Source organism: Phreatobacter sp. (assembly GCF_051860605.1).
Taxonomy (GTDB): Bacteria; Pseudomonadota; Alphaproteobacteria; order Rhizobiales; family Phreatobacteraceae; genus Phreatobacter.
In genome coordinates, this window is record NZ_JBHYDR010000010.1 from 149,001 (window position 1) to 171,356 (window position 22,356).

The following is a 22,356-nucleotide window of genomic DNA, read 5'->3' on the forward strand; positions in this document are numbered from 1 at the left end:
GAATCGAGGTTTCGGGGACTATCGTCCAGCACGGAAGCTGAATGATACTTCATCAACACACGTTCAACTGCCGACTCTACCCTATTCCCCCGTTGTGAAAAGCCAGCTTCACCCCTGGGCTATAGACCTGTACTCTTGTTCATGCTATGTTCTCATGCGCGTTGCGAAACAGCAACACCGTCCTGAAAAGGACCGTTTTTGGGACGCTTTAGGGGGCAAATAGAATCTGATGCTTGCGAGTCCCGAAACGCTGTCCCAGAACAGGCGCATGAAAATAGGATATGCGCGAGCTTCGACCGACGTCGAGACCCTGGATCTTCAGCGCCGCGCCTTGCGCCTTGCCGGCTGCAAGAAGATTTACGAAGATCGAGTTTCCGGCGCGTCAACCAAGCGCCCTGGTCTCGACCAAGCGCTGGCGCGGTGCGGCCCCGGCAATATTCTCGTGGTCTGGAAACTTGACCGCCTCGGCCGCTCCCTCTCCCACCTCATCACCATTGTTCAAGAACTGGGCGACAAGGGCTGCGGCTTCCAATCTCTCTCCGAGAACATCGACACGACGACCGATGGCGGTCGCCTCGTGTTTCATCTTATGGGCTCCCTGGCCGAATTTGAACGGGCGCTGATTGCAGAGCGCACAAAAGCCGGACTGGCAGCGGCGCGCATGCGCGGCGTCCAAATCGGGCGCCGTAAGGCGATGAATGCCGAGCAGGTGAGACGTGCGCGCGCCTTGCTGGAGGCTGGCGAACGTCCGGCGGATATTGCGCGTGCGCTGCAGGTCGGGCGATCGACGCTTTATCGCGCACTCGACGTTCAACATGCGGGTGGGGGCCAAGCAGCATGAACGTAGCGCTGTCGAAACCGAATACGCGCAGCAAATCCAAGGCTCTGGATCTGGAGCCGATCCGTATTGAATTGGCCCGTGCGCGGATAATGGCACGCGCGTGGTCTGAGACTATCCCGGAAACACGACGCACCGGCTACGCTGCGAGGTTCGCTCGCGCCGCCCTAGAGATATTCGCCGAGGAAGTCGCCCCGGGGGCGAAGTTGAGCCCCCCATTCGCGATCACGAAGGGCAAGCTGGATACCACGGCGGAGCAATTGGCCGACTCCATGGGCCGCCTTGCTGCCGCCCTGCCTGTCACGGAGGGCTGCAATGTCCTCACCAGCCTCTACACAACCCTGCTCCCCGGCAAGGAGCGCAGCTCCCTTGGTGCGTTCTACACACCCGCTGCGTTGACTCAGCGCCTTCTTGATTTGGCAACTGAGGGCGGCGTTGATTGGAGAACGGCGCGCGTACTCGATCCCGCTAGCGGCGGCGGCGCCTTCCTTCTGGAAGCGGCCGCAAGGATGCGCGCGAGCCTAGAAGGCAGCGAACCGGCCTTCATCCTCGCCCAACTCGGCACACGGCTTTCTGGCATGGAGTTGGACCCTCACGCAGCCTCCCTCTCGCAGGCCGCCTTGGAGATTACTCTTTCCGACCTCGCACAGGCCAGCGGCCGCGAGGTTCCCGTATTCATCAAGGTGTGCGACACGCTGGAGGAGCAGGCGCATGCGATCTTCGATCTCGTTGTCGGTAACCCACCCTATGGCCGGGTACAACTGACGGCCGCGCAGCGTGTCCGTTATGCTCGTAGCCTTTACGGCCATGCCAATCTTTATGGTGTTTTCACGGACATCGCGCTGCGATGGACACGGCCCGGCGGCGTCATCGCTTACCTCACGCCAACGAGTGTGCTGGGCGGGCAGTATTACGCGGCGCTAAGGCAACTGCTAGCCGAGGAAGCCCCGCCCGTCGCCATCGACTTCGTCCATGCGCGCAAGGGCGTTTTTGAGGACGTGCTGCAGGAAACGCTCCTCGCCCTTTATCAGAAGGGCGGCGCCCGCACGCGATTCCAAGTCCATTACCTCAACGTCGACAGCGAGCGGCAGGCGCGGCTCACGAAGAACGGCAAGGTGGGCCTGCCCACCGACGCGACCGCACCCTGGCTCGCTCCCCGGGAGCCGGCTCACGTGGCGCTGATCGCCGCGGCGGAAGATCTGCCATACCGGCTCGCCGATTGGGGCTATGGGGTTTCGACGGGCCCGCTCGTATGGAATCGCTTCAAGCCACAGATGCGCGCCAGAGCTGGTCGGGGCCTTCATCCTCTCATCTGGGCGGAAGCTGTGACTGCCGACGGCCGCTTCGTATTCCGCGCCGACAAGAAGAACCACGCTCCTTTCTTCAAACCCGAAAAGGGCGATGAATGGCTGGTTGTCGACCGGAGCTGTGTGCTCGTCCAACGAACCACCGCGAAAGAGCAGCAGCGTCGCCTCATCGCGGCTGAGCTGTCGCAGGAATTCATTGAGGCGCATGGTGGCGTGGTCGTTGAGAACCACCTCAACATGGTGCGCGCGATCGGCACGCCGAAGGTCTCGCCCGCTGCGGTAGCCGCAGTGCTCAACAGCGAAACGGTCGATCAGGTGTTCCGCTGCATTAGCGGGAGCGTCGCCGTTTCCGCCTTCGAGCTAGAGGCCATCCCTCTTCCTCAGGCTTCTGCGATGGCCCCGATCGAACGGCTGGTCCGCCAGGGCGCGACGCGGGCCGCGATCGAAAAGGCTCTGCGCGGCCTCTACGGACTCAAAGCATGAGCCTCCCGCCGCTTCTATCTTGGGGCGAAATTCATGCCCGCCTACCGGTAATTTTTCCGGAAGGGTCGGCCAATCGTGATCGCTCGATTTGGGAGATATCGGCGAAAACCATCTTCGTCATGATCTACGCCGGCGCGGTGGAAGGAACAGGCAACTGGATACGCCCGGATCAGGTCACGCGCATGACCGATCAGCAAGCCGGACAAGCCAGCGACGACGCGCGCCTCGAGTGGGCGAAGGCATCGATCCGGCCGAGCAAGGCGGACGTGCCGGGCCGCTGGTATGCCGTCAACACGCGGGAATCGATCCGCGATGACACGATCCGATATGCGCTTATTCAGAACGGCGCCGTGATCGAGCGGCCTGGACTGTCGACGACGTCTCCGGCCGGGCGGTATGCACTGCAGTCTGATTTCGCGGCCTTGCTGGCACCCGACCTGGATGAAGCGACGTTCATTGCAAAGGCGGCCGCCTGGCGGGCAAAGCACCTAAATGCGGGCGCGCTGGCCCGTATCGCTATCGTCCGCAAAGGCGCGGCCGGCGGCGGAGACTATGAACTCGTTACGTTTCCGAACGGCGAAACCCGCCGAATGACCACTGGTCCCAGCGCGGACATCTCAAAAGCCGTTATCGAGGTCTTTGCCCCGAAATTCCTTCGGAAGCCTGGTGTGATCGCCTTGAGCGAGAGCGGCAACAAGGTTGTCGCGCGCGATGACGAGCTGGCCAAGGCCATCGGCCTCACGATCCCGGCCGACAAGAGTTTACCAGATATCGTTCTTGTTGACTTGGGTCCCTCCCATCCCTTGCTTGTCTTTATCGAGGTGGTGCACACCGATGGGCCGGTTAACGAGGCACGTAAGGCCGCCCTACTCCAGATTTCGGAGGGTGCCGGGTTTCCGTCCGAGCACGTCGCCTTCGTGACGGCTTATCTTGATCGTGCGGGACAGCCCTTCCGCAAGACGGTCAGCAGCCTCGCTTGGGGCAGCTACGCGTGGTTCGCATCCGAGCCGGACAGCCTCATCGTCTTCAGCGGCAAGCCGCTTCCGATTGAAGGCAGTTAGCGGTTTCCTGAGTATGTGCCAGACAGAACCGTGCTCATCCTGAACGAAACGATAGAAATACAGATGTCCCCAGTCGGCCGGAGATAGAATGCTAAAATGGACCGACCTAAACCGCTCCTCTGACATCATTCTCGCGGTCTGGCCGCATTATCGGCCCCTGCACGAGCGCTGGTTCATGCAAGAGCTCGTTGATAAGGGTGAACTTGCCCCGATCTGGCGAGAACGTCTGGTTCCAGGTGAAAACGACGCGGTCTTCGCCGATCACTATCCCGATCAGCCCTCCGCGATCGCCGCCGCAAACGCGCTCAATCCGACCTTGAAACAGTCGCTCGCCGCTCGCGAGATGAACCCCGTCGCCAAACGATCGCTGGAGCTAAAGATCAATAAAGCTCTCCAGTCTAAACAACGCCTTCAAGATGAGGAGGCGCTGATGCTCGCGGAGGCCTTACGCCGGCACCAGGCCGACGAACGGCCAGAACCCGCGTCGCTGATGCTCGCGCCAGAGTCTGAGCACTACCGCCACGATCTCGCCGAACAGCTTAGCAAGATGCCCTATCTGAGGCTTGCCAAGGTCGGTAGGTCGAATAGCCGTTGGACCCAGGTGCTTCTGTACAGAGGATTAGATGGCGTCTGGTCAAAACCCTATATCGCCGGCGAGAAGGCGGCGATGACCGCTGAGCGTGCCAAGATCGCGAATGGCTTTGATCTCCCCGCCGACGCGCATTGGGGAAAAGCAAAAGCGAAAATTCGCCAAATCCTTCTTCCCCGCGCCAACCAGTTGCTCCAGCTCGCGAGCGTCCAACGGCTGCTTGCTGAAGCCTTAGCGCGCGGCGAGCGGGTGCTGGTCTCCAACGGCATCGTCTTCTGGTACGAGGAGGATGGAGGAATCGGCTGGCAGGTCAAAGAGACCTCGTCGACGCGGGAATCCGACGGTGCGACCATCTGGAAGGAAGGCACGATCCGATCGACCAACCACGGGCGCTTGGTAATTTTGCCTTACATCAAGGAAGACGGCGAACAGGTGTGTGGCCATACCAAAAATGGCCCGAACGACGGGCGGGCCTTGCCACGCCATCCCGACCACTACGTTGAGATCCCATTCTCGCTTTACGACGGTGATCTGATGATCGGCCTCCTGGGCGAGCTACCGTATGAGTGAGCGCCATGGCGGATGACTGGAAACCAGTCCTCTATTCCGCCGAACAACCTGCTGCTCGAGCCTAATGCGACCGGCCACTACCCTGTGGCCTCCTCTAATAGAGTCTCGTCGAGGAGGTCCTCGGCCAACTCCGACAGCCACGGGGAAACGTCCTCAATCCGTACAACGCCAGCATGCGCAGCATAGTACTCCCGCACCGTCCGAAACCTGTCTCCGAAGCGATCAAAGAACATCTTCTGCAGCTTGTCATTCCGGCTGAGGACGCTGCTCAGAGCACGCCCGCCATGCAGGAACTTGAGCGCATGATGTGTCCCGAGAACATAGAGATACTTGCGCTTGGGCGTCGGACTCTCCGCCAGCAGCACATAATCCTTGAAGATCGAATTCTGGCGGATCGTTTCCGCACCGCCCCGCCAGCGGATGAACTTGAACTCCGCTACCCGCAGGTTTGTCTCCAAGTCGAATTCCCGCCCGGTGTTGCCGGCACCAAGCGAAACATATTCAACCTTCTCACCCGGGTCCAGAATATGCGGCAAGCACAGCAAGATGCCGAGAGCGTGGATCGTGACATTGATTTGACCAGCAAGGCGCTTCATTTCCCCAGCGGCGGCGAGCACCTCCCGTCCGGCGCCGGCGCCTTCCAAGAAGGCGTCGCAGTCATCAGCTGACACACCTCGCACAGCCCCTTCGATCTGCCCTAGTGTGTGGGTCAAATCTGGCCCGGTGAATTTGGATAGAAGGCGGATGATCTCGGCTGGATCGGCCTTCATGCAGTGCCTCCACGGTCACTTTGAACCGATGGTCGCCGCCAAGGCTCGCTGTGCTTCATGCCGATCATTGCGTCGAACGCGGCGAGCTTCGCCTGGTCCTGGGTCTGATAGGGCAGCTTCGAGGTACGCTGATAACCGCTGGCGCGATGCTCCACCCGCGCGCCCCAGATCGATCCCTTTGGATAGACGACGATGTTGAAGCCATCGTTGGTGTTCAGGAACTCGTTCCCGGATGTCGATATCCGCCAGTCGCGACTCAGCCAGCGCCTGCGACGGTTTCGCTCGCCCTTAAATCCGGCCTCGCGCTTGCGGGCGCCGGCGACGTCCTCCTCCATGTGACCGGCGCAGACACACCCGACCCGCAGCGCGGCCGCGTAGCGTGGATGCTCCATGACATGAACGAAGCGGACGTGGCGGGCCTCGCACATCTCACAGAGGTGATCCTGCTCCTCCAACTCCTCGATATCGACGCATGTCCAGCCCTTGTGCGGCACGCCCGCTTGCGTCCATTTTCCCGTGCCTGTGGTCTCCGTCGCCATGCCGCCCCCAACGTCTAGTCGACCATCGCCCGGGCGTTCTGCGGCCGGACAATCGTCACCAGGGTCCGGGCCCGCGTCAGCCCTACCCGCAACAGGCGGCGGCTGCGCTCGAACGGGGGTTGCTCGGTGCGTTCGTCGAAGAAGCCCGACTTGAAGGCGCCTTCCACTAGCACGACGCCATCGAACTCCTTGCCTTTGGCCTTGTGCATATTCATCAGAATGCAGCCGCTCTGAGAGTCGCGCTCGGCAGCGATGAGGCGTTCCTGCTCGAGAATGCGTTTCACGAGATCGCTCGCGCCCGCATAACTGCTTGAAACGAGCCAGCGCTCCCCGAGCCCCGACGCCAAAGTATCCGTCGCCCTGAAGAGGCGGACAAGCCGCACCTCACGGAACAGCTCGCTGAGCGCGGGAATATCCTGGAGCAGTCGACGCGCCGCCTTCCAGTCCGCCACCGGCTCGCCGATCAACGCGAGACCGGCTGCATGAGCGGCGACCAATGCCTTCGCGGCCTTGATCCGCGGTTCCTCACCTTTCGCCACCTTGGCCGCAGCCTCGTCATATTTGCGAGCGTTCTCGGCTGCTGTGTTGGTTTGCTCTTCCGCGTTCTTCAGCTTGTAGAAGCCGGCGATCACCCGAAGTGTCCGCGCCAAGCTCTCCGCAGCCGGCCCCGTCGGCCACTCCAGGATCGACGCGACGACGATTGCCGCCGCAGCCGATAGCTCCGCATCCCATACAACATCATGCTCAATGACGGAGAGCGGCTGATTGTTGTAGGTGTGAGGTTCCGAAAGGATCACCGAGAGGTCGGAGATCAGCGAGTTGCTCCGCGACAGCACCGCGACACTCGGCTTCTCGATACCTTTTTTTCGCAACGCGCTGAACGTCCAGATCACCGCCGCATGCACCGTCGCGGGGAACGCGTTCCCCCAATAGCTCACCTGCTTGACGTCAGGTGTCACCGGCAGCGGACTTTGATTGCGCAACACCGCATCGGCAAACTGGAGGATGCCGGCGTTCGGACTCCTGTGGTTTTCGCCGCCGAGATCGAATTCGGCAATCGCGACAGCCTCGCGCAGAATGTCCAGCCGACGAGGATCGATGTCGTCCCGATAATCGAAGATCCGTTGCTCGGGATCCGCCAGGCAGAACACGTCGGTCACTTGGGCGAGCGCCCGCACGATCCGCCACTGATTGTCGTCGGTGTCCTGGAACTCATCGACGATGATCATCGGGAACCGATCAGCGACCAGCCCGCGTAGCGCCGCGCACCCTTCGAGCAGATCGGCCGTGCCCGCCGCAAAAAGGTCAAAGCAATAAAGCCCCATTTCTGCTGCCTGACGCTGGCGCTCGACGCTCCAGTCCCCGTCGAACGCGGACTTCTGAAGCCGTTCCTCGCCGGGATAAAGAAAACGCACCGGCCGCCCATGCAACAGCCGCCCATGTGCTTCCAGCATCTCCATGCAGAAAGCGTGGTAGGTCTGGACCACGACGGCCCGGCGTTGGCTCGGCGTCAGGATTTCCTTGCAGCGTAGGAGGACCTGACGGATCGCCGCGCGAGAGAAGCTCAGGAACAGAACTTCCTGACCGGGCTTAAGCGTCGCGAATCGGCCTTGTGCCTTGAATAGCGCGATCGTCGTCTTGCCTGAGCCCGGTCCACCGAGCACCAGCAGGTGCCCGGCCTGCGCGATGATCGCCTTTCGCTTGTCGCACAGCTCCAGCTTCATCCCAGCAGGTCCTCGAAATCGCCAGGCACAGGTGCCGCAATGTCTTCGGGCACGGCGCTGAGCGTTTTATGGATCGCCTCCAGGATCTCGCGGATCGTCGCGGGCAGTTCCGCCGCGGTCTGGCACTGCGCGATCAGCATCGCCGCATAGCCATAAGCCTCGCCCTTGCGGGCCTTGAGCACTTTGGTCGCCAGCGCCGCAACGTCGGCATCGCCGGCCGCCGGATCATAGGCCCCGACAGCGGGATAATCGGACCGATCCTTCACCTCGTTGAGAAAGCGCCGCACGACCGCGATCGGCATCTGCTTGATAAGGACGTTCTCGATCCCCTTCTCGGGTGACTCCCAGACCTGGGTGTAGCTCTTCAGCTTGTCGAGGGAATCCTGACCAAACGCGGCGTTCGGCTTGTCGTAGAAGCCGAAGGCGAGCTTGCCGAGAGCCGAGAAAATCGGGCCATGACGCGGCACTGCATTGTCCGCGCCGGCGTCGAAGACGCTGACGCCGGCAAGATCGAAATGCATGTAAGAGTCCGCAGGCAGCGAGTCTTCCATGATCGAAGATGCGACCGGAAACAGCGACGCCTCGGTCGAGCCCTCGACCACCAGCACCGCCCGGCTCAGGATCGCTTCGGCGAACTGGCGCCGCTCGGTCCGGTACGTCTTCGGCTTCACCGCCTGAGCGTCGATTGGCTGGCCCGTCAGCGCACCACCTTCGTCGCGGTTGAGGATGACAATCTGCGCCGGATCGAATTGCTCGATCACATAGGGCGAATGGGACGTGACGATGGATTGCCCCATCTCGGCCAGCACGAAGCGTGTGACACGGCGCTGCGTATGCGGCGGCAGAGCGATCTCCGGCTCCTCCATTGCGAAGATCACAGACTGCTTGTCCTTCAGCTCAGCGATGAAGGTCAGCAGCGCGAAGACCAATAGGTTGATCGAGCCGGTGCCGAGCCGGCCGAACGGCACGAGATGCTGCCCCGGCTGTGCTGCGATGAACAGGCGCACGACCTCGCGCAGATGCTCGCGGGTCAGATCCGACGCGAAGAACGCCGTGGAATTATCGCCTGGCGCGAGGTTGACGAAGCGGCCCATGCGCGACCGGACTTCGGCGCGAATGTGCTTTAACTGCTCGATCTCACCGATTGCCGGGTCGAGCGCCTGCAGCCGTCCGAGCGTGTCCTGCCACATCTCGACTGCGCCAGCCCCGCCGAGCTTCAGGACAGAATCGAGTAACGAGCCCCGCTGCAGGCTCAGCGCTCGGGACCCCGTCCGAAGGGTCCGCAAAAACACAAAGCCGCAAAGCCGCTTATGCACGCGCGTGAACGGAACGCGCCCCTGGCCGAGCTTGATCTCGGTCTCCTCGTCGAGAGCATCCACTTCCTTGGTCGGATGGTCGAAGAAGGTGTTCCCGACGAAATCATCCTCGTCCCGGTCGTAGCGGCCGACGAACAGCAGCGGCAGGGCCCAGACCGCGCCAGGCGCGTCGGCCTGGTCGAGCCCGTTCTCCCCTTCGTCGATGAAAGTGCCTGCCTGATCGTCCCACCGGCGCAGATGACTGCCGAACCGGCGTGTTGCCTCTTCGGAGAGATCGACAAGGAGAGCCTCAATGCGGATTTCGACGGGGATTCCGTCCGGCGCCAAATATCGGCCGCAGTGGAAGTCGTGCTCGTCAATAACGGGTCTTCGAAAAAGCCTCTCCGGTCCCAGGACGAGGTCGAGCGCCTCGCACACGGTCGACTTTCCAATATTGTTGCCACCCACCAGAAGCGTATGGCCGGCGAAATCTACACTGCCCTGAGAGATGCCGCGGAAATTCGTAATCGTCAGTCGCCGAACGCGCATTTCATTTCCACCCCCAAATCATTTCTCTGTTCCTGCAGTTGTAGCGCAAATATCAGCAGCAATCCTGCTGAGTTTCCACCGGTTTATCAAAAGGGGGAAAGCCTTCCCCTGCGGCCGAGCCCAAGGTCTCGACCGACCCCTTCTGCGGGGAGGCCCCGCAACGCCCCCCGAGAGTGAGAGTGCGGACTGGTTTCCGTGACGGGTGAATAGCTGGGAGAGAGGCTCCCGCGCCCGTCGCGGAGATTGGTCCCATGAACATGCAACTTCTCGATGCGCGCCGTGACACGACCGGCGGTTATAAGGTGGATGTCAGCCGCGGCGAGCGCGTCGGCCGCGTCTCGTCTGAGTGGTTCTCGCGTCCGGCCGACGAACGCTACCTCTCGCTCTCCGAACTGGGGCGATCAGTGCGCGACCGCGCCGATCGCAGCCGGGCCCGCGTGGTGGAAAGCGCGCTTATCCATGTCGAGGCGAACCGCAGCGACCCGGAACGGCTGGCATTGACCCTGCCCGGCACGGATACTCCCATCGCGCCGACCCATTGGAGCTTCGGCCAACTCGCGAGCTTGGTCGGTGCCCCGGCAGCCTATCTGCGCCAGCTTCCCGCGCCGCTCGCTGCGATCAATCTGCAATATGGCCTGACCTCCAATCGCGCCGAGCAGATCAAGACGCTGGAAACCGATGACGGCCGCATGGAACTGCGCGCCGTCACTGGCCCGGATTATGGGAGGATATTCGACGCGGAACTGGTGGAAGCCGTGCAACGCATCGCCGGCAACGGCACGGGCGACACGCGCTGGAAGGTGCCGGGCGTCCTCGACTGGTCGACCGGCGTCTACAATCCGCGCGTCGACATCACCCAGGACACGACGACGCTCTACGCCTCCGATCGCGACGTCTTCCTGTTCTTGGTCGACGACCTGAACCCGATCGAGGCCGGCCGACTGCCGGACGGATCGCCCGACCTCTATTTCCGGGGCTTCTATTGCTGGAATTCCGAGGTCGGCGCCAAGACGCTTGGCATGGCGAGCTTCTATCTCCGCGCTGTCTGCCAAAATCGAAATTTGTGGGGCGTGGAGGATTTCGAGGAAATCACCATCCGCCACAGCAAGTACGCCGCAAACCGGTTCGCCCATGAGGCTGCCCCAGCGCTGTTGAACTTCGCCAACTCGTCGCCCATGCCTTTCGTAAACGGCATCAGGGCGGCCCGCGAGCGGATCGTGGCAAGAACCGACGAGGACCGCACCGACTTCCTGCGTCGTCGCGGCTTCTCCAAGGCCGAAGCTGGCAAGATCATCGACACGGTGCTGGCCGAGGAAGGCCGCCCGCCCGAGAGCATCTTCGACTTCGTGCAGGGCATCACCGCCGTGGCCCGCGACAAGCCGCATCAGGACGCCCGCCTCGACATGGAGGCCAAGGCGAAGAAGCTGCTCGACCGAGCGGCCTGACTTCCGTGAAGCCGGGGATGCGGTTTTCCGCGTCTCTGGCTTTGCGCTTCCGTGTCTTTCCGGTTGCCGGTTCGTGGTGCTGCCCCCTTTAGAGGAAGAGGGCGGCGCTTCGCTCCGTGACGGGTTTAGGGCTGAGAGAGAGTCTCACGGCGCCCGTCGCGGAGTACATCCCCATGGCTACTGCTGCGAAGAAAATCACCCTGTCGTCGTCGCGCGACATCCCCTTCAACCAGCTCGTCATCTCCCAGGCGAACGTCCGGCGGATCAAGGCCGGCGTCTCGATCGAGGAGCTGGCTGAGGACATCGCGCGGCGAACGCTGCTGCAGAGCATCACGGTTCGGCCGGTGCGCGACGCCGACGGCAATGAGACCGGTATGTTCGAGATTCCGGCCGGTGGGCGCCGGTATCGTGCTCTCGAACTTCTCGTGAAGCAAAAGCGCCTCGCCAAGAACGCGCCCGTCCCCTGCGTCATCCGCGAAGGCGGCATGGCGGAGGAGGATTCGCTGGCCGAAAACATCCAGCGCGCGCCGTTGCATCCGCTCGATCAGTTCCGGGCCTTCCTGGCCTTTCGCGAGAAGGGCATGTCCTAAGAAGAGATCGCCGCCAACCAGTTCGTCTCGGTGTCGGTCGTGAAGCAGCGCCTTCGTTTGGCGTCGGTCTCGCCCAAACTCCTCGACGTCTATGCCGCCGACGGCATGACGCTCGATCAGCTCATGGCGTTCACGGTCAACGGCGACCATGAGCGGCAGGAGCAAGTCTTCGAGCGCCTTGCGCAGGCCTATAGCAAGGAACCGCATCTCATCCGCCGGATGCTCACCGAGGGCGCGGTCCGCGCGGCCGACAAGCGTGCACAGTTTGTCGGGCCGGAAGCCTACGCCGAAGCTGGCGGAATCATCATGCACGACCTGTTCCAGGGCGACGACGGCGGTTGGCTGCAGGATGTCGGCCTCCTCGACATGTTGGTGGCCGAGAAGCTGCGCGAGCAGTCCGAAGCCATCTCCTCCGAAGGATGGAAGTGGATCGATGTGGCGCCGGACTTCCCCTACGGACACACCTACGGCCTGCGTCACCTCCGTGGCGAGCAGCCCGCTCTCACCGAGGAAGAACAGGCCACCCGCAATGCCCTGCAAGCCGAGTTGGACGCGTTGGAGGAAGCCTATGCCGACGCCGAGGATCTGCCCGACGAGGTGGACGAACGGCTCGGTGAGATCGAGACCGCAATCAGCGCGCTCGACGATCGGCCGATGGTCTTCGATCCCGAACAGATCGCGCACGCCGGCGCCTTCGTCAGCATTGACGGGTCGGGCAAGCTGCGGGTCGAGCGTGGCTATGTCCGCCCCGAGGACGAACGCCCGATCGAGCCGGAAGCTGGTCCTGATATCCAAGGCGGCGCCAACGTCATCGCGGCGCGCGCGGAGAATGAAGACGATCACCTCACTGCGGACATCGAGACTGCGGCAGACTCCGAGGAAGACGATGGCTTGAAGCCGATCCCGGACCGCTTGATGACTGAGCTGACCGCCCATCGCACGCTGGCCCTGCGCCACGCGCTCGGCGAGCAGCCCGATGTCGCCTTCCTCGCTGCGCTCCATGCGCTCACGCTTCGGGCCTTCTATCACTATGGCTCGGACACCTGCCTGGAGCTCGACCTGAAGAGCGTCAATTTCGGCGCGCAGGCGCCAGGACTGAATGACAGCAGCCTGGCCTCGGCGATCGATGGCCGCCATCAGACCTGGGTGGCGGCGCTTCCGAAGGAGCCTGGCGATCTGTGGGAAGCGCTGCAGGCGTTCGACGGCGACAGCCGTTACAGCCTGTTTGCCCATTGCGTGTCGCTGTCGGTCAACGCGATCTATGAGGCCTACAATCGTCGGCCCCGCGCGCTCGCCCACGCCGACCAGCTCGCCCAGGCGGTCGATCTCGACATGGTGGCGGCCGGATGGGAGCCGACGATCGACACCTATCTCGGTCGCGTCACCAAGGCGCGCATTCTCGCGTCGGTGCGCGAGGCGAAGGGCACGCGTGCTGGCGATCGTATCGAGCACCTCAAGAAGGGCGACATGGCCGAAAAGGCGCGGGAACTGCTCGCCGGATCCGGCTGGTTGCCGGAGCCGCTGCGCACGCCCGGCCACCTCGTCACCGCGGTCGATGACGTATCAGCCGTCGAGACTGGCCAGTCCGGCGGCCGTGAAGTCGAAGATACGGCGGAGGATGGCGGCGAAACGGCCATGGCGGAAACCGAGCCGCAGATCGAAGATGAGCCGGCCGAGATCGACATGCATGTGATCGCGGCTGAATAGCCGAAGGAGCAACACGTCCCCCGAGGGCCCGCCGGCAACGGCGGGCCCATTTTTCATCTCGGAGTCAGTGATGCAACCCGCCACAGACCTCGCGCGACGGCTGGCGGCTCAGGCCGAGGCCGTTTGTCGCCACTATCTATCCAACGGCCACCGCGAAGGCCGCTACTGGCTCGTTGGCGATACGCGCAACACGCCTGGCCGTTCGATGTTCGTGCGGCTGAAGGGCGGCGACAGCGGCAAAGGCGCCGCCGGCAAATGGACCGATGCCGCGACCGGAGAACATGGCGACCTTCTTGACGTCATCCGCGAGAGCTGCGGTCTGATCGACTTCAAGGACGTCGCCGACGAAGCCAGGACCTTCCTCAGCATGCCACTAGCCGAGCCGGAGCCACGATTTCAGGAGCGCCGACGCCCGGCACCGAGCGGCTCGCCGGAAGCAGCGCGGCGTCTGATCGGCATGTCGCAGCCGATAACGGGCACAATCGTGCAAGCGTATTTACGCGAACGCGGCATTACGGATTTGCGAGGAACCGGAAACCTCCGCTTCCACCCACGCTGCTACTATCGGCCCGACGAGCACGCGCCGACCGAGACATGGCCGGCGATGATCGCCGCTGTCACCGATCTCGACGACAAGATCACGGGCGCGCACCGAACCTGGCTCGATCCCCGATCGCGCGACAAGGCGCCGATCGACACGCCGAGGCGAGCCATGGGCGACCTGCTCGGCAACGCGGTGCGCTTCGGCATCGGCGGCGAGGTGATGGCGGCCGGCGAAGGCATCGAGACGGTCTTGTCGCTCCGACAGGTGCTTCCCGACATGCCGATGCTGGCGGCGCTCTCGGCTGCACATCTCGCCGCCATCCTGTTCCCCGATACGCTGCGACGGCTCTACATCGTGCGCGACAATGATCCGGCGGGTGACGGTGCGCGTGACAGCCTGGTCGAACGGGCCAACGCTGTCGGGATCGAGGCGATCGTCATCTCGCCGGCGCTCGGCGACTTCAACGAGGATCTCCGCGCCCTGGGCATCGAGCATCTCCGGCATCGGTCGCGGATGCAGATCGCACCTCAGGACGTCGCAAGGTTCATGGCGCTGGCGGCATAGCCCGGCACGCCAGAACGGCAACAGCGGTGCGTCGTCATGCTCGCGCGGATGCACCAACCATCAGAGGGGGACCGCGCCTCGGCCTTCGAGAGGGCGATCGGCCAGCAAACGGGCCTGCCCAGCAATGGCTGCGGCCGACGATTTTCCGGCGGCGCTTGCCGCGCCTTTCCATCGCGAAGCAAAATCGTCGGCCTTCGCCATCCTCCGCTGACGCTCCAGCCCTGTGCTGCGCTCCGGGTGCAGGGCCGGCCCGCCCGCCGGCTTTCGTCGCCATGAAGGCCGCGACGGTCGCGGTCCAACCGACGGAGCATCCCATGAGCGAGCACGACGACTTCGAACCGCATCACGCCTCATCTCCCACGGACCATGTCCTCCACGAACTCCAGCTCCACGGCTACCGTCCCTTCGAGGATGAACCAGACCAGCGACTTCTCCCCGATGGCAATGCAGTCGCAGGGGCGATCGCCGACATCTTCGACGCCCTGATCGGGACGCTGGAGGACACTCGCCTCGAACCCGACCTCGATGATCTCCTCTGGTCGACTGTCAACGTCTTTCACCGCGCCACCGACCGGATCGCGCGCGAACTCGACGACAACGAGCAGGCGCAACGCCGTGGACAGCGTGAACAGGACGGCAGCGAAGTGAAGGCGGTCGAACTGGAGCGCCATATCGCCGAGGGGCAGACCCTGATCGAACGTCAGAACGCCTTCGAGCTGATGCGCGACCAGGCGGCCGAACATTACGAGCGCCACGTCGGCAAGACCTGGCTTCCGCGCAGCGGGTCAAGGGTCAACCATCGCAATCTGACTTCGGCGATGATCGACAGCCGCGACTTCCTGGCGGCAAAGCGGCGCGCTGAGCAGACGATCCTTCTTCCCGCTGGTCCGAAAATTCTCGTCACCGGCGGGCTCGACTTCAACGATCACCGGCTGATCTGGGCCAAGCTCGACCAGGTGCACGAAAAGCACCCGGACATGGTGCTGATCCACGGCAAGTCGCCGAAGGGCGCGGAGAAGATCGCATCCCTTTGGGCGACGAACCGGAACGTGCCGCAGATCGGTTTCGCTCCCGACTGGACGAAGCACGGCCGCGCAGCGCCCTTCAAGCGCAACGACGAGATGCTGGAAATCCTGCCCAAGGGCGTGATGCACTTCCCCGGCACCGGCATCAACGACAACCTCGCCGACAAGGCCAGGAAGCTCGGCATCCCGGTCTGGAAGTTCGGCGGCGCGTGAGCGCCGCCTGTCTCCCGACCTACACTTAGCGTGTTGCCACGCGCGCTCGCGCCGGGCCACGCCCGCTTTCTCTTTTACTTACGAATGGAAGCGCACGGGCGAATCTTTACCCGAATAGCGCTTTCGTGTCATCTTCATTCCCGTCCGTTCTTCGCGTTCAGGATATCTTAGCCCCTGTCCAAAACTCCGGGACCACCTCACATTGCTGTAATTAGCTAAACGTTGGTACGCCGACGTCGGTAAGCTGAACTCAAGCTACCACTGCCAAGTCCGGCGAAGCGCGTAAGCGTGCTATGTCGCGCGCAGGCGGTTCTCCAAAGTGGCGGCGATATTCGCGACTGAACTGCGATGAGCTTTCGTAACCCACGCTCAAGGCGGCAGTCGCGACATCGATGTCTTGGACTAGCATCAGACTGCGCGCGTCCTGCAGCCGGAGCTGCTTCTGGAACTGCAGCGGTGTCATCGCCGTCACGGCGCGAAAATGCTCGTGCAGGCTCGACGGACTCATGCCTACTTCCGTGGCAAGCCGCTCGATGCTGAACCGTTCCCGGAAGTTCTTCCCGATCCAGGCGATGGCGCGGCCGACCTGCGCCACTCTACCCTGGCCAGAGGTGATGTGACGCATCCTGGCGCCGTCCGGGCCGGCGAGCAGGTGATAGAGTATTTCCTGCTCGGCAAGCGGCCCAAGCACGGGCAGTGCTGCCGGATCGTCGAGCAGGCGCAGCAGGCGCAGCGCCGCGTCGAGCAGACCGGCGCCGGCATCGGACACCGTCTTGCCTATGGGCGGCGATGGTGCTCCCGGTGGCGGCGGCACGCGCGACGCCAAGTCCCCCAGCATCACCGGATCGAAATCGAGGTTGAGGCAGAGATAGGGCTTGTCAGGCGTCGCTTGGACCACATGGCCGACAGCGGGTAGGTCGTAAGTCACGACTCCATAGCGCCCCGGTGCATATCTGAATACGCGGTCGCCCAGCGTGACCTCCTTCTGCCCCTGCGCGACGAGGCACAGTTGCGGCCGGTAAACATTCGGCATCGGCATCGTGACCGTGGAGGATCGAACAAGCGTCACGCGTTCGATGGGGGTGGCCTGGAAGCCATCCTTCGAGACGTACCCAGCGATTATCGCAGAAATTTCCTTCAGTGTTTCCATGAGCCGACCATCTCACGCGCGCGGAAGTGCGGCAACGCGAAACCGCAGCGTCCCGGAGGATCGGGCAGAAATCTCGGCGCATCAGGCTAACGGTCTGGGCTCCCGCGTATCACAATGTCTGGGACGCGTGGGGTCACAGCAGGCCCTGGCCGCAGAACAAGTATGGGACAAACATGGCAATAGATAATCTCAAGATACCCGCAGTCGCACTGGGCACCTGGGCCTGGGGTGACAGCGGCGAGACTGGCGACGGCTACTTCGGCAGCCCGATGACTCAGGCTGGCCTGGAAGAGGTGGCCGACAAGGCACATGCGGCCGGACTTACTCTCTGGGACACCGCCATCGTGTACGGCATGGGCCGTTCAGAGACCGTACTCGGGGAAGTGTTGAAGCGCTTCGCCCGCAGCGACTATCAGCTCTCCACGAAGTTCACCCCGCAGGCCGCGGGAGCCGGCGACGATCCGGTGACGGACATGCTGGAGCAGAGCCTGACCCGCCTTGGGACCGACTACATCGACCTCTACTGGATCCACAATCCAGCCGACGTAGCGCGCTGGACTCCGCACCTGATCCCGTTGCTGAAAAACGGGAAGGTCAAACATGTCGGCGTCTCAAATCACAACCTGAGCGAAATCAAGCAAGCCAACCAGATCCTCGGCGAAGCCGGGTTCCGGGTCGAGGCCATCCAGAACCACTATAGCCTTGTCTACCGTAGCCCTGAGGATGCCGGAATCCTGGACTACTGCCGCAACCAGGGCATCCCGTTCTTCGCCTATATGGTTCTGGAACAGGGCGCCCTGACCGGCAAGTACAGTCCGGACAACCCGCTGCCGGAAGGCACCAACCGGGCGCAGGCTTACAATGGCATGCTGCCTCAGTTGAAGGCCCTGACGGACAAGCTCGCCTTGATCGGCCAAAGCCACGGTGCAGCAGCGCCTGATGTCGCGACAGCTTGGGCCATCGCCAAGGGCGCGACGCCGATCATCGGCGTCACCAGGCCCAACTACATCGATGGCCTGGTCCGAGCCACCCGCATGACGCTCACCAGCGACGACATTGTCGAACTGGAGGCTCTCGCTGACGCCGCTAACGTGAACACCCGCGGCTGGTGGGAACAAGAAATGTAGTTCGAAGGGGCGTTCACGGAAGGATGCCCAATGCCGGCGAGCGCGCCAGCATAAACGCCGATCCGCAAAGCCTGAACGCCTTAAACTGACGCTTGCAACGGTTGGGAGAACCGCATGGCCAAGTTCAACATCAACGGCAAAATCGTGGATTTTGACGTCGAGGACGATACCCCGCTGTTGTGGGTGATCCGGGAGCACGCCGGTCTCACCGGCACCAAGTATGGCTGCGGCGTCGCCCAGTGCGGCGCCTGTACCGTGCATATCGATGGCGGCGCAGTGCGTTCCTGCGCGATGCCCGCCAGCGCGGTGTCCGAGGACCAGAAGATCGTCACGATCGAAGGCCTGGGCAACGAGAAACCCCATCCTGTTCAGGAGGCGTGGGCAGAGCTCGACGTCGCGCAGTGCGGCTTCTGCCAGACCGGCATGATCATGGCGGCCGCTTCCCTACTCGCCCAGAACCCCAACCCGACCGACGAGGCGATCCGCAGCGAGATCAGCAACATCTGCCGGTGCGGGACCTATCCGCGCGTCCTCGCCGGCGTGAAGCTGGCGGCGACCCGTCTTGCGGCCAACCGTGGCTAAGGAGCGCCCGTCATGAACACGACCACCCTCCCATCGCCCACCCGCCGCGCGTTCCTGGCAACCTCGGCAGCCGGTGCGTTCACGCTGGCGTTCTCTCTCTCGGGTCCGCGCCAGTCGCTCGCACAGACGGCCGACCGCGAGGTCAACGCCTGGATCGTCATCCAGCCCGACAACAAGGTCATCGTCCGTACCGCGCGCGCGGAGATGGGACAGGGCGCGCTTACGGGCCTGGCACAGCTGATTGCCGAGGAACTCGGCTGTAACTGGGCAGATGTCGGATTCGAGCTGGTGAAGCCCGGCGAGAACCGCCGCCGCAACCGGCCCTGGCGCGACATGGCCACCGGCGGCTCAACCGCGATCCGCAGATCACAGGACTACGTCCGCATGGCCGGCGCCACCGCGCGCGTCATGCTGGTGCAGGCTGCAGCCGAAGCGTGGGGCGTCCCCGCGTCCCAATGCGCCGGCGCCAACGGTTTGGTCACCCATGCGCGCACCGGCCGCAGCGTGACCTATGGCGCGGTGACCACGCGCGCAGCCCAGCTACCGGTGCCGACCAATGTGACCCTGAAGGATCCGAAGGACTGGACGATCGCCGGCAAGCCGCTCAAGCGGCTCGACACCGCCGACAAGCTCAACGGCTCGCTGGTCTACGGAACCGATTTCACAATGCCAGGCATGCTGGTCGCGCTGCCGAAGGCCTGTCCCGTGCATGGCGGTAAGCTGGTGAGCTTTGACGCCAGCAAAGTCACCGGCATGCGCGGCGTACGGCATGTGTTGAAGGTCGACGATGAAACCGTGGCCGTGGTCGCCGACACCTTCTGGCGCGCCAAGACCGCGCTCGAAGCGCTGCCGATCGTTTGGGACGAGGGCGAGAACGCCAAGGTCTCCAGCGAGACCATTGCCGCGCAGCTGAAGGGGGGTCTCACCGCCGAAACCAACTTCATCGGCAACCGCCAGGGCGATGCCCGCGCCGCGCTCGCGAAGGCGTCGCGGATCATTGAGGCCGATTACAGCTATCCCTACCAGAACCACGCACCCATGGAGGTACTGTGCGCTACCGTGCGCTGGACCCCCGAGCGTTGCGAGATGTGGGGACCGACCCAGATGGCCGAGGCGGCGCTCGCGATCATGGCGACCGCGGCAGGCGTTCCGCCCGAGGCGTGCGAGATCCATACCATGCGCATCGGCGGCAGCTTTGGCCGCCGGCTGCAGAGCGACTACGTGCGGATGGCGACCCTCATCGCCAAACAAGTCCCCGACACGCCAGTGAAGATGATGTGGACCCGCGAAGAGGACATGATGCAGGGTCGATTCCATCCGATCACGCAGTGCCGCCTGCGCGGTTCGCTGGACGCCCAGGGCAATCTCGAAGCGCTGCACATGCGCATCTCTGGGCAATCCATCGCCCACTACGCGATGCCCAACCTGATGAGCGCCAATGGTGATCCCCTGGTGTTCCAGGGCCTGGTTGCGGACGGCAGCGAGATGGCGATCGGCTACACGATCCCGAACCTCCTGATAGACCACGCGATGCGCAATACGCACGTGAGGCCAGGGGCCTGGCGCGGAGTTAACCTCAACCAGAACGCCATCTATCTCGAGTGCTTCATGGACGAGCTGGCGCAGGCCGCCGGCGTTGACCCGCTGGAGTTTCGCCGCCGGGTGATGAACCGTCATCCCAAACACCTCGCGGTACTCGAGGCGGCGGCGAAAGGCATCGGCTGGGGCACCCCGGCACCCGCTGGCCGCCATCGCGGCATCGCCCAGATCATGGGCTTTGGCGCCTACGTCGCCGGTGCCGCGGAGGTCTCGGTCACCCAGGGCAAGCTGCAGATCCACCGCATCGTCGCGGCGACCGATCCCGGTCACGTCGTCAACCCGCAGCAGGTGGAAGCTCAGGTCTCCGGCTCGTTCGTCTATGGCCTCTCCGCCTTGCTCTACGGCGAGTGCACGGTCAAAGAGGGCCGCATCGAGCAGCAGAACTTTGACACCTACAACGTGCTCAGGCTCGACGAGATGCCGGAGGTCGAGGTTATCGCCATGCCATCGGGCGGGTTCTGGGGCGGTGTCGGCGAGCCCACGATTGCTGTGGCGGCTCCTGCGGTTATGAACGCGATCTTTGCCGCCACGGGCAAGCGCGTGCGGCAGCTGCCGCTGAAAAACCTCGACTTGCAGACTGGTAGTTGAGCGGGCTCGACTATGACGACCATCGGCTAATTTGGGCCAAGCTAGAACAGGTCCACGAGAAGCATCCCGACATGGTGCTAATCCACGGCAAGCCACCGAAGGGCGCCGAAAAAATCGCCTCGCTCTGGGCGAAGAACCGCAACGTCCCGCAGATCGGCCGCCGACGTCACGGATGGCCCACCGAGAAAATCCTGATCGCTCACGGTCAGCCGATAACTGAGAGCGGCTATACCTTTCTTGTTCGAGCGTTTCGCTGGCTAGCGCGATCCGAGGCCGACCTGTGCGCCTTCGACGCCGAGCACCCCCCTCTCTTCTGCGCTGATCCTTGGTCAGACTGATCGCCTGACGCCATCAACCCATAAAGGGTCGGCTATGCGAGCATGCCGCCGCTGCGGCTGCGCCTGTGCGGTGATTGCAGCGCTCAGTCCGACACGTCGGGCGCCTGTCAGCGGGGGATGGTCCTCCGCTCATAACAGGAGCCGGATCGATGTCCTTCAACGATGCACACGCCTATGCCTTCAGCCTCGCCACCAGCCTGATCACCGCCATCGTCATCTTCCAAGCCGGCGACAGCACCCTCTCGGTGACGCCTGCCAGCGAGTATACGACGGCGACATGGCCGCGATCGTCCATGAGATCGATCCCTTCGCCCCACAACCGGGGCGAACCGGCGCCGCCGCGCGGAAGTCGCACGCGACTTCCGCTCCCCGTGCAGCCGATTTTCAGCTATAGTTCGAGCGCGCCGTGGTGGTGGTGGTGGAGGCGCGACCGTCAGACTTTTTCTCACGGAGTCCACCACCATGATCATCCTCGCAATACTTGCATCCCTCGCAGCCATCGGCCTGCTTTGCTGGCTGCTGTTCACGCTGGCCGTCTTCGCGCTGCTGGCGTTCGTCGGCGTGACCGCGGGCGCCTGGGCGCACGGCACCGGCGCCGGCATCCCCGGCGCGGTCCTCGTCGGGGCCGTCGCCGCTGCCCTCACGCTAGCGGCCGGTTACCTACTGATCACCTTCGTCCGGCCGATGTGGCTAAAGCTCCTCGTAGCCATCGCCTTCGTCGCGCCGGCGGCGATTGCTGGATTCCACGCCACGCATGGCATTGTGAAACACCTCATGCCGTCCGCCGGATGGCAGATCACCTTCTCCGTCATTAGTGCGATCGCGGTCGGCATCACCGCCTTTGTTCGGGTTGCAGGACTAGTAGCGGCCCCGGGCCCTTCTGGCCGGGATCTCGCGCGAGCCTAATCATCGTCATCGCCGTTGGCGGGCGAGGCCAGCGATGGCAGCGGTCGCCGACGTCGTCTTAGGCGATTGGGATGAAGCGTGGAGCGCGGATCGACGCCGGCCCAGGAAAGCGGCTCTCGTTGGAGCGGTGGCCGTGTCAGGACCATCTCTTGGCGCCACACCGAACAGCCGGCGTGGCGATTTGCCATTTAGCGGCGGCGGGTCACAATGCAGCGCTGATGCCCGGCCGGAGGAAACGAAGCCGGTGAGACTG

At 63.4% G+C, this 22,356-nt stretch carries 17 protein-coding genes and 2 pseudogenes; 13 read left to right on the forward strand and 6 right to left on the reverse strand.

The window, feature by feature from the left end:
* Positions 1-268 precede the first annotated feature (268 nt).
* The 4 genes from ACTIFS_RS17360 (at position 269) to ACTIFS_RS17375 (ending at position 4,848) form a co-directional block, all read left to right on the forward strand.
* Positions 269-841, forward strand: coding sequence for a recombinase family protein (locus ACTIFS_RS17360; RefSeq protein WP_439575379.1), 573 nt, complete (start codon positions 269-271; stop codon positions 839-841).
* The gene (locus ACTIFS_RS17365; RefSeq protein WP_439575380.1) at positions 838-2,628 is read left to right on the forward strand and encodes an HsdM family class I SAM-dependent methyltransferase; all 1,791 of its coding nucleotides are present in this window, start codon (positions 838-840) and stop codon (positions 2,626-2,628) included. The genes ACTIFS_RS17360 and ACTIFS_RS17365 overlap by 4 nt, the downstream gene beginning before the upstream one ends.
* Positions 2,625-3,689: a BsuBI/PstI family type II restriction endonuclease gene (locus tag ACTIFS_RS17370; RefSeq protein WP_439575381.1), complete on the forward strand. Its 1,065-nt coding sequence runs from the start codon at positions 2,625-2,627 to the stop codon at positions 3,687-3,689. The genes ACTIFS_RS17365 and ACTIFS_RS17370 overlap by 4 nt, the downstream gene beginning before the upstream one ends.
* A gap of 88 nt (positions 3,690-3,777) precedes the next feature.
* Complete coding sequence (locus ACTIFS_RS17375) at positions 3,778-4,848, forward strand: hypothetical protein (protein ID WP_439575382.1); 1,071 nt, start codon at positions 3,778-3,780, stop codon at positions 4,846-4,848.
* A gap of 77 nt (positions 4,849-4,925) precedes the next feature.
* On the opposite strand, the gene ACTIFS_RS17380 is transcribed toward ACTIFS_RS17375, so the two are convergent.
* The 4 genes from ACTIFS_RS17380 to ACTIFS_RS17395 are packed head-to-tail and all read right to left on the reverse strand — an operon-like array spanning position 4,926 to position 9,725.
* Positions 4,926-5,618, reverse strand: coding sequence for a hypothetical protein (locus ACTIFS_RS17380; protein WP_439575383.1), 693 nt, complete (start codon positions 5,616-5,618; stop codon positions 4,926-4,928).
* A complete protein-coding gene (locus ACTIFS_RS17385; protein WP_439575384.1) occupies positions 5,615-6,157 on the reverse strand; it encodes a hypothetical protein in 543 nt (180 codons plus the stop codon). The genes ACTIFS_RS17380 and ACTIFS_RS17385 overlap by 4 nt, the downstream gene beginning before the upstream one ends.
* Positions 6,158-6,171: 14 nt before the next feature.
* The gene (locus ACTIFS_RS17390) at positions 6,172-7,881 is read right to left on the reverse strand and encodes a UvrD-helicase domain-containing protein (RefSeq protein ID WP_439575385.1); all 1,710 of its coding nucleotides are present in this window, start codon (positions 7,879-7,881) and stop codon (positions 6,172-6,174) included.
* Positions 7,878-9,725 carry an ATP-dependent nuclease gene (locus tag ACTIFS_RS17395; RefSeq protein WP_439575386.1) on the reverse strand — a complete coding sequence of 616 codons (1,848 nt, stop codon included), beginning with the start codon at positions 9,723-9,725 and terminating at the stop codon, positions 7,878-7,880. The genes ACTIFS_RS17390 and ACTIFS_RS17395 overlap by 4 nt, the downstream gene beginning before the upstream one ends.
* Positions 9,726-9,976: 251 nt before the next feature.
* On the opposite strand from ACTIFS_RS17395, the gene ACTIFS_RS17400 reads away from it, so the two are divergent.
* The 4 genes and pseudogenes from ACTIFS_RS17400 (at position 9,977) to ACTIFS_RS17415 (ending at position 15,813) form a co-directional block, all read left to right on the forward strand.
* Positions 9,977-11,170 (forward strand): DUF932 domain-containing protein, encoded by a 1,194-nt coding sequence (locus tag ACTIFS_RS17400; protein ID WP_439575387.1) that lies wholly within the window; start codon positions 9,977-9,979, stop codon positions 11,168-11,170.
* 173 nt (positions 11,171-11,343) lie between these two features.
* A pseudogene (locus tag ACTIFS_RS17405) lies at positions 11,344-13,467 on the forward strand (ParB/RepB/Spo0J family partition protein).
* Between the two features lie 70 nt (positions 13,468-13,537).
* Positions 13,538-14,575 (forward strand): DUF7146 domain-containing protein, encoded by a 1,038-nt coding sequence (locus ACTIFS_RS17410; RefSeq protein ID WP_439575388.1) that lies wholly within the window; start codon positions 13,538-13,540, stop codon positions 14,573-14,575.
* 314 nt (positions 14,576-14,889) lie between these two features.
* The gene (locus ACTIFS_RS17415; RefSeq protein ID WP_439575417.1) at positions 14,890-15,813 is read left to right on the forward strand and encodes a DUF2493 domain-containing protein; all 924 of its coding nucleotides are present in this window, start codon (positions 14,890-14,892) and stop codon (positions 15,811-15,813) included.
* Between the two features lie 250 nt (positions 15,814-16,063).
* Here the strand turns inward: ACTIFS_RS17415 and ACTIFS_RS17420 are convergent, their stop codons facing one another.
* Positions 16,064-16,963 carry an AraC family transcriptional regulator gene (locus ACTIFS_RS17420; protein ID WP_439575389.1) on the reverse strand — a complete coding sequence of 300 codons (900 nt, stop codon included), beginning with the start codon at positions 16,961-16,963 and terminating at the stop codon, positions 16,064-16,066.
* Between the two features lie 173 nt (positions 16,964-17,136).
* Here ACTIFS_RS17420 and ACTIFS_RS17425 point away from each other — a divergent pair, with 173 nt between their 5' ends.
* The 4 genes and pseudogenes from ACTIFS_RS17425 to ACTIFS_RS17440 all read left to right on the forward strand — a co-directional run.
* Positions 17,137-18,090 (forward strand): aldo/keto reductase, encoded by a 954-nt coding sequence (locus tag ACTIFS_RS17425; RefSeq protein WP_439575390.1) that lies wholly within the window; start codon positions 17,137-17,139, stop codon positions 18,088-18,090.
* A 114-nt stretch (positions 18,091-18,204) separates the two neighbouring features.
* On the forward strand, positions 18,205-18,672 hold the full coding sequence (locus ACTIFS_RS17430; RefSeq protein WP_439575391.1) for a (2Fe-2S)-binding protein: 468 nt from the start codon (positions 18,205-18,207) through the stop codon (positions 18,670-18,672).
* 12 nt (positions 18,673-18,684) lie between these two features.
* Positions 18,685-20,859, forward strand: a complete 2,175-nt coding sequence (locus tag ACTIFS_RS17435; RefSeq protein WP_439575392.1) for a molybdopterin cofactor-binding domain-containing protein — start codon at positions 18,685-18,687, stop codon at positions 20,857-20,859.
* Between the two features lie 2 nt (positions 20,860-20,861).
* Positions 20,862-21,014 (forward strand): annotated as a pseudogene (locus ACTIFS_RS17440) (DUF2493 domain-containing protein); the annotation flags it as partial.
* A gap of 355 nt (positions 21,015-21,369) precedes the next feature.
* Here ACTIFS_RS17440 and ACTIFS_RS17445 read toward each other — a convergent pair.
* Positions 21,370-21,492: a hypothetical protein gene (locus ACTIFS_RS17445; RefSeq protein ID WP_439575393.1), complete on the reverse strand. Its 123-nt coding sequence runs from the start codon at positions 21,490-21,492 to the stop codon at positions 21,370-21,372.
* 167 nt (positions 21,493-21,659) lie between these two features.
* Between ACTIFS_RS17445 and ACTIFS_RS17450 the strand changes: the two genes are divergently transcribed.
* Positions 21,660-22,103 (forward strand): hypothetical protein, encoded by a 444-nt coding sequence (locus tag ACTIFS_RS17450; protein ID WP_439575394.1) that lies wholly within the window; start codon positions 21,660-21,662, stop codon positions 22,101-22,103.
* Positions 22,104-22,356 lie beyond the last annotated feature (253 nt).

Bases quoted from the DNA above. Each gene is read 5' to 3' on its own strand.
- ACTIFS_RS17415 (WP_439575417.1), top strand. From the start codon at position 14,890: ATGAGCGAGCACGACGACTTCGAACCGCATCACGCCTCATCTCCCACG.
- ACTIFS_RS17400 (WP_439575387.1), top strand. From the start codon at position 9,977: ATGAACATGCAACTTCTCGATGCGCGCCGTGACACGACCGGCGGTTAT.
- ACTIFS_RS17420 (WP_439575389.1), bottom strand. From the start codon at position 16,963: ATGGAAACACTGAAGGAAATTTCTGCGATAATCGCTGGGTACGTCTCG.
- ACTIFS_RS17370 (WP_439575381.1), top strand. From the start codon at position 2,625: ATGAGCCTCCCGCCGCTTCTATCTTGGGGCGAAATTCATGCCCGCCTA.
- ACTIFS_RS17450 (WP_439575394.1), top strand. From the start codon at position 21,660: ATGATCATCCTCGCAATACTTGCATCCCTCGCAGCCATCGGCCTGCTT.
- ACTIFS_RS17390 (WP_439575385.1), bottom strand. From the start codon at position 7,881: ATGAAGCTGGAGCTGTGCGACAAGCGAAAGGCGATCATCGCGCAGGCC.
- ACTIFS_RS17380 (WP_439575383.1), bottom strand. From the start codon at position 5,618: ATGAAGGCCGATCCAGCCGAGATCATCCGCCTTCTATCCAAATTCACC.
- ACTIFS_RS17445 (WP_439575393.1), bottom strand. From the start codon at position 21,492: ATGGACGATCGCGGCCATGTCGCCGTCGTATACTCGCTGGCAGGCGTC.
- ACTIFS_RS17410 (WP_439575388.1), top strand. From the start codon at position 13,538: ATGCAACCCGCCACAGACCTCGCGCGACGGCTGGCGGCTCAGGCCGAG.
- ACTIFS_RS17435 (WP_439575392.1), top strand. From the start codon at position 18,685: ATGAACACGACCACCCTCCCATCGCCCACCCGCCGCGCGTTCCTGGCA.
- ACTIFS_RS17365 (WP_439575380.1), top strand. From the start codon at position 838: ATGAACGTAGCGCTGTCGAAACCGAATACGCGCAGCAAATCCAAGGCT.
- ACTIFS_RS17385 (WP_439575384.1), bottom strand. From the start codon at position 6,157: ATGGCGACGGAGACCACAGGCACGGGAAAATGGACGCAAGCGGGCGTG.
- ACTIFS_RS17395 (WP_439575386.1), bottom strand. From the start codon at position 9,725: ATGCGCGTTCGGCGACTGACGATTACGAATTTCCGCGGCATCTCTCAG.
- ACTIFS_RS17425 (WP_439575390.1), top strand. From the start codon at position 17,137: ATGGCAATAGATAATCTCAAGATACCCGCAGTCGCACTGGGCACCTGG.
- ACTIFS_RS17360 (WP_439575379.1), top strand. From the start codon at position 269: ATGAAAATAGGATATGCGCGAGCTTCGACCGACGTCGAGACCCTGGAT.
- ACTIFS_RS17375 (WP_439575382.1), top strand. From the start codon at position 3,778: ATGCTAAAATGGACCGACCTAAACCGCTCCTCTGACATCATTCTCGCG.
- ACTIFS_RS17430 (WP_439575391.1), top strand. From the start codon at position 18,205: ATGGCCAAGTTCAACATCAACGGCAAAATCGTGGATTTTGACGTCGAG.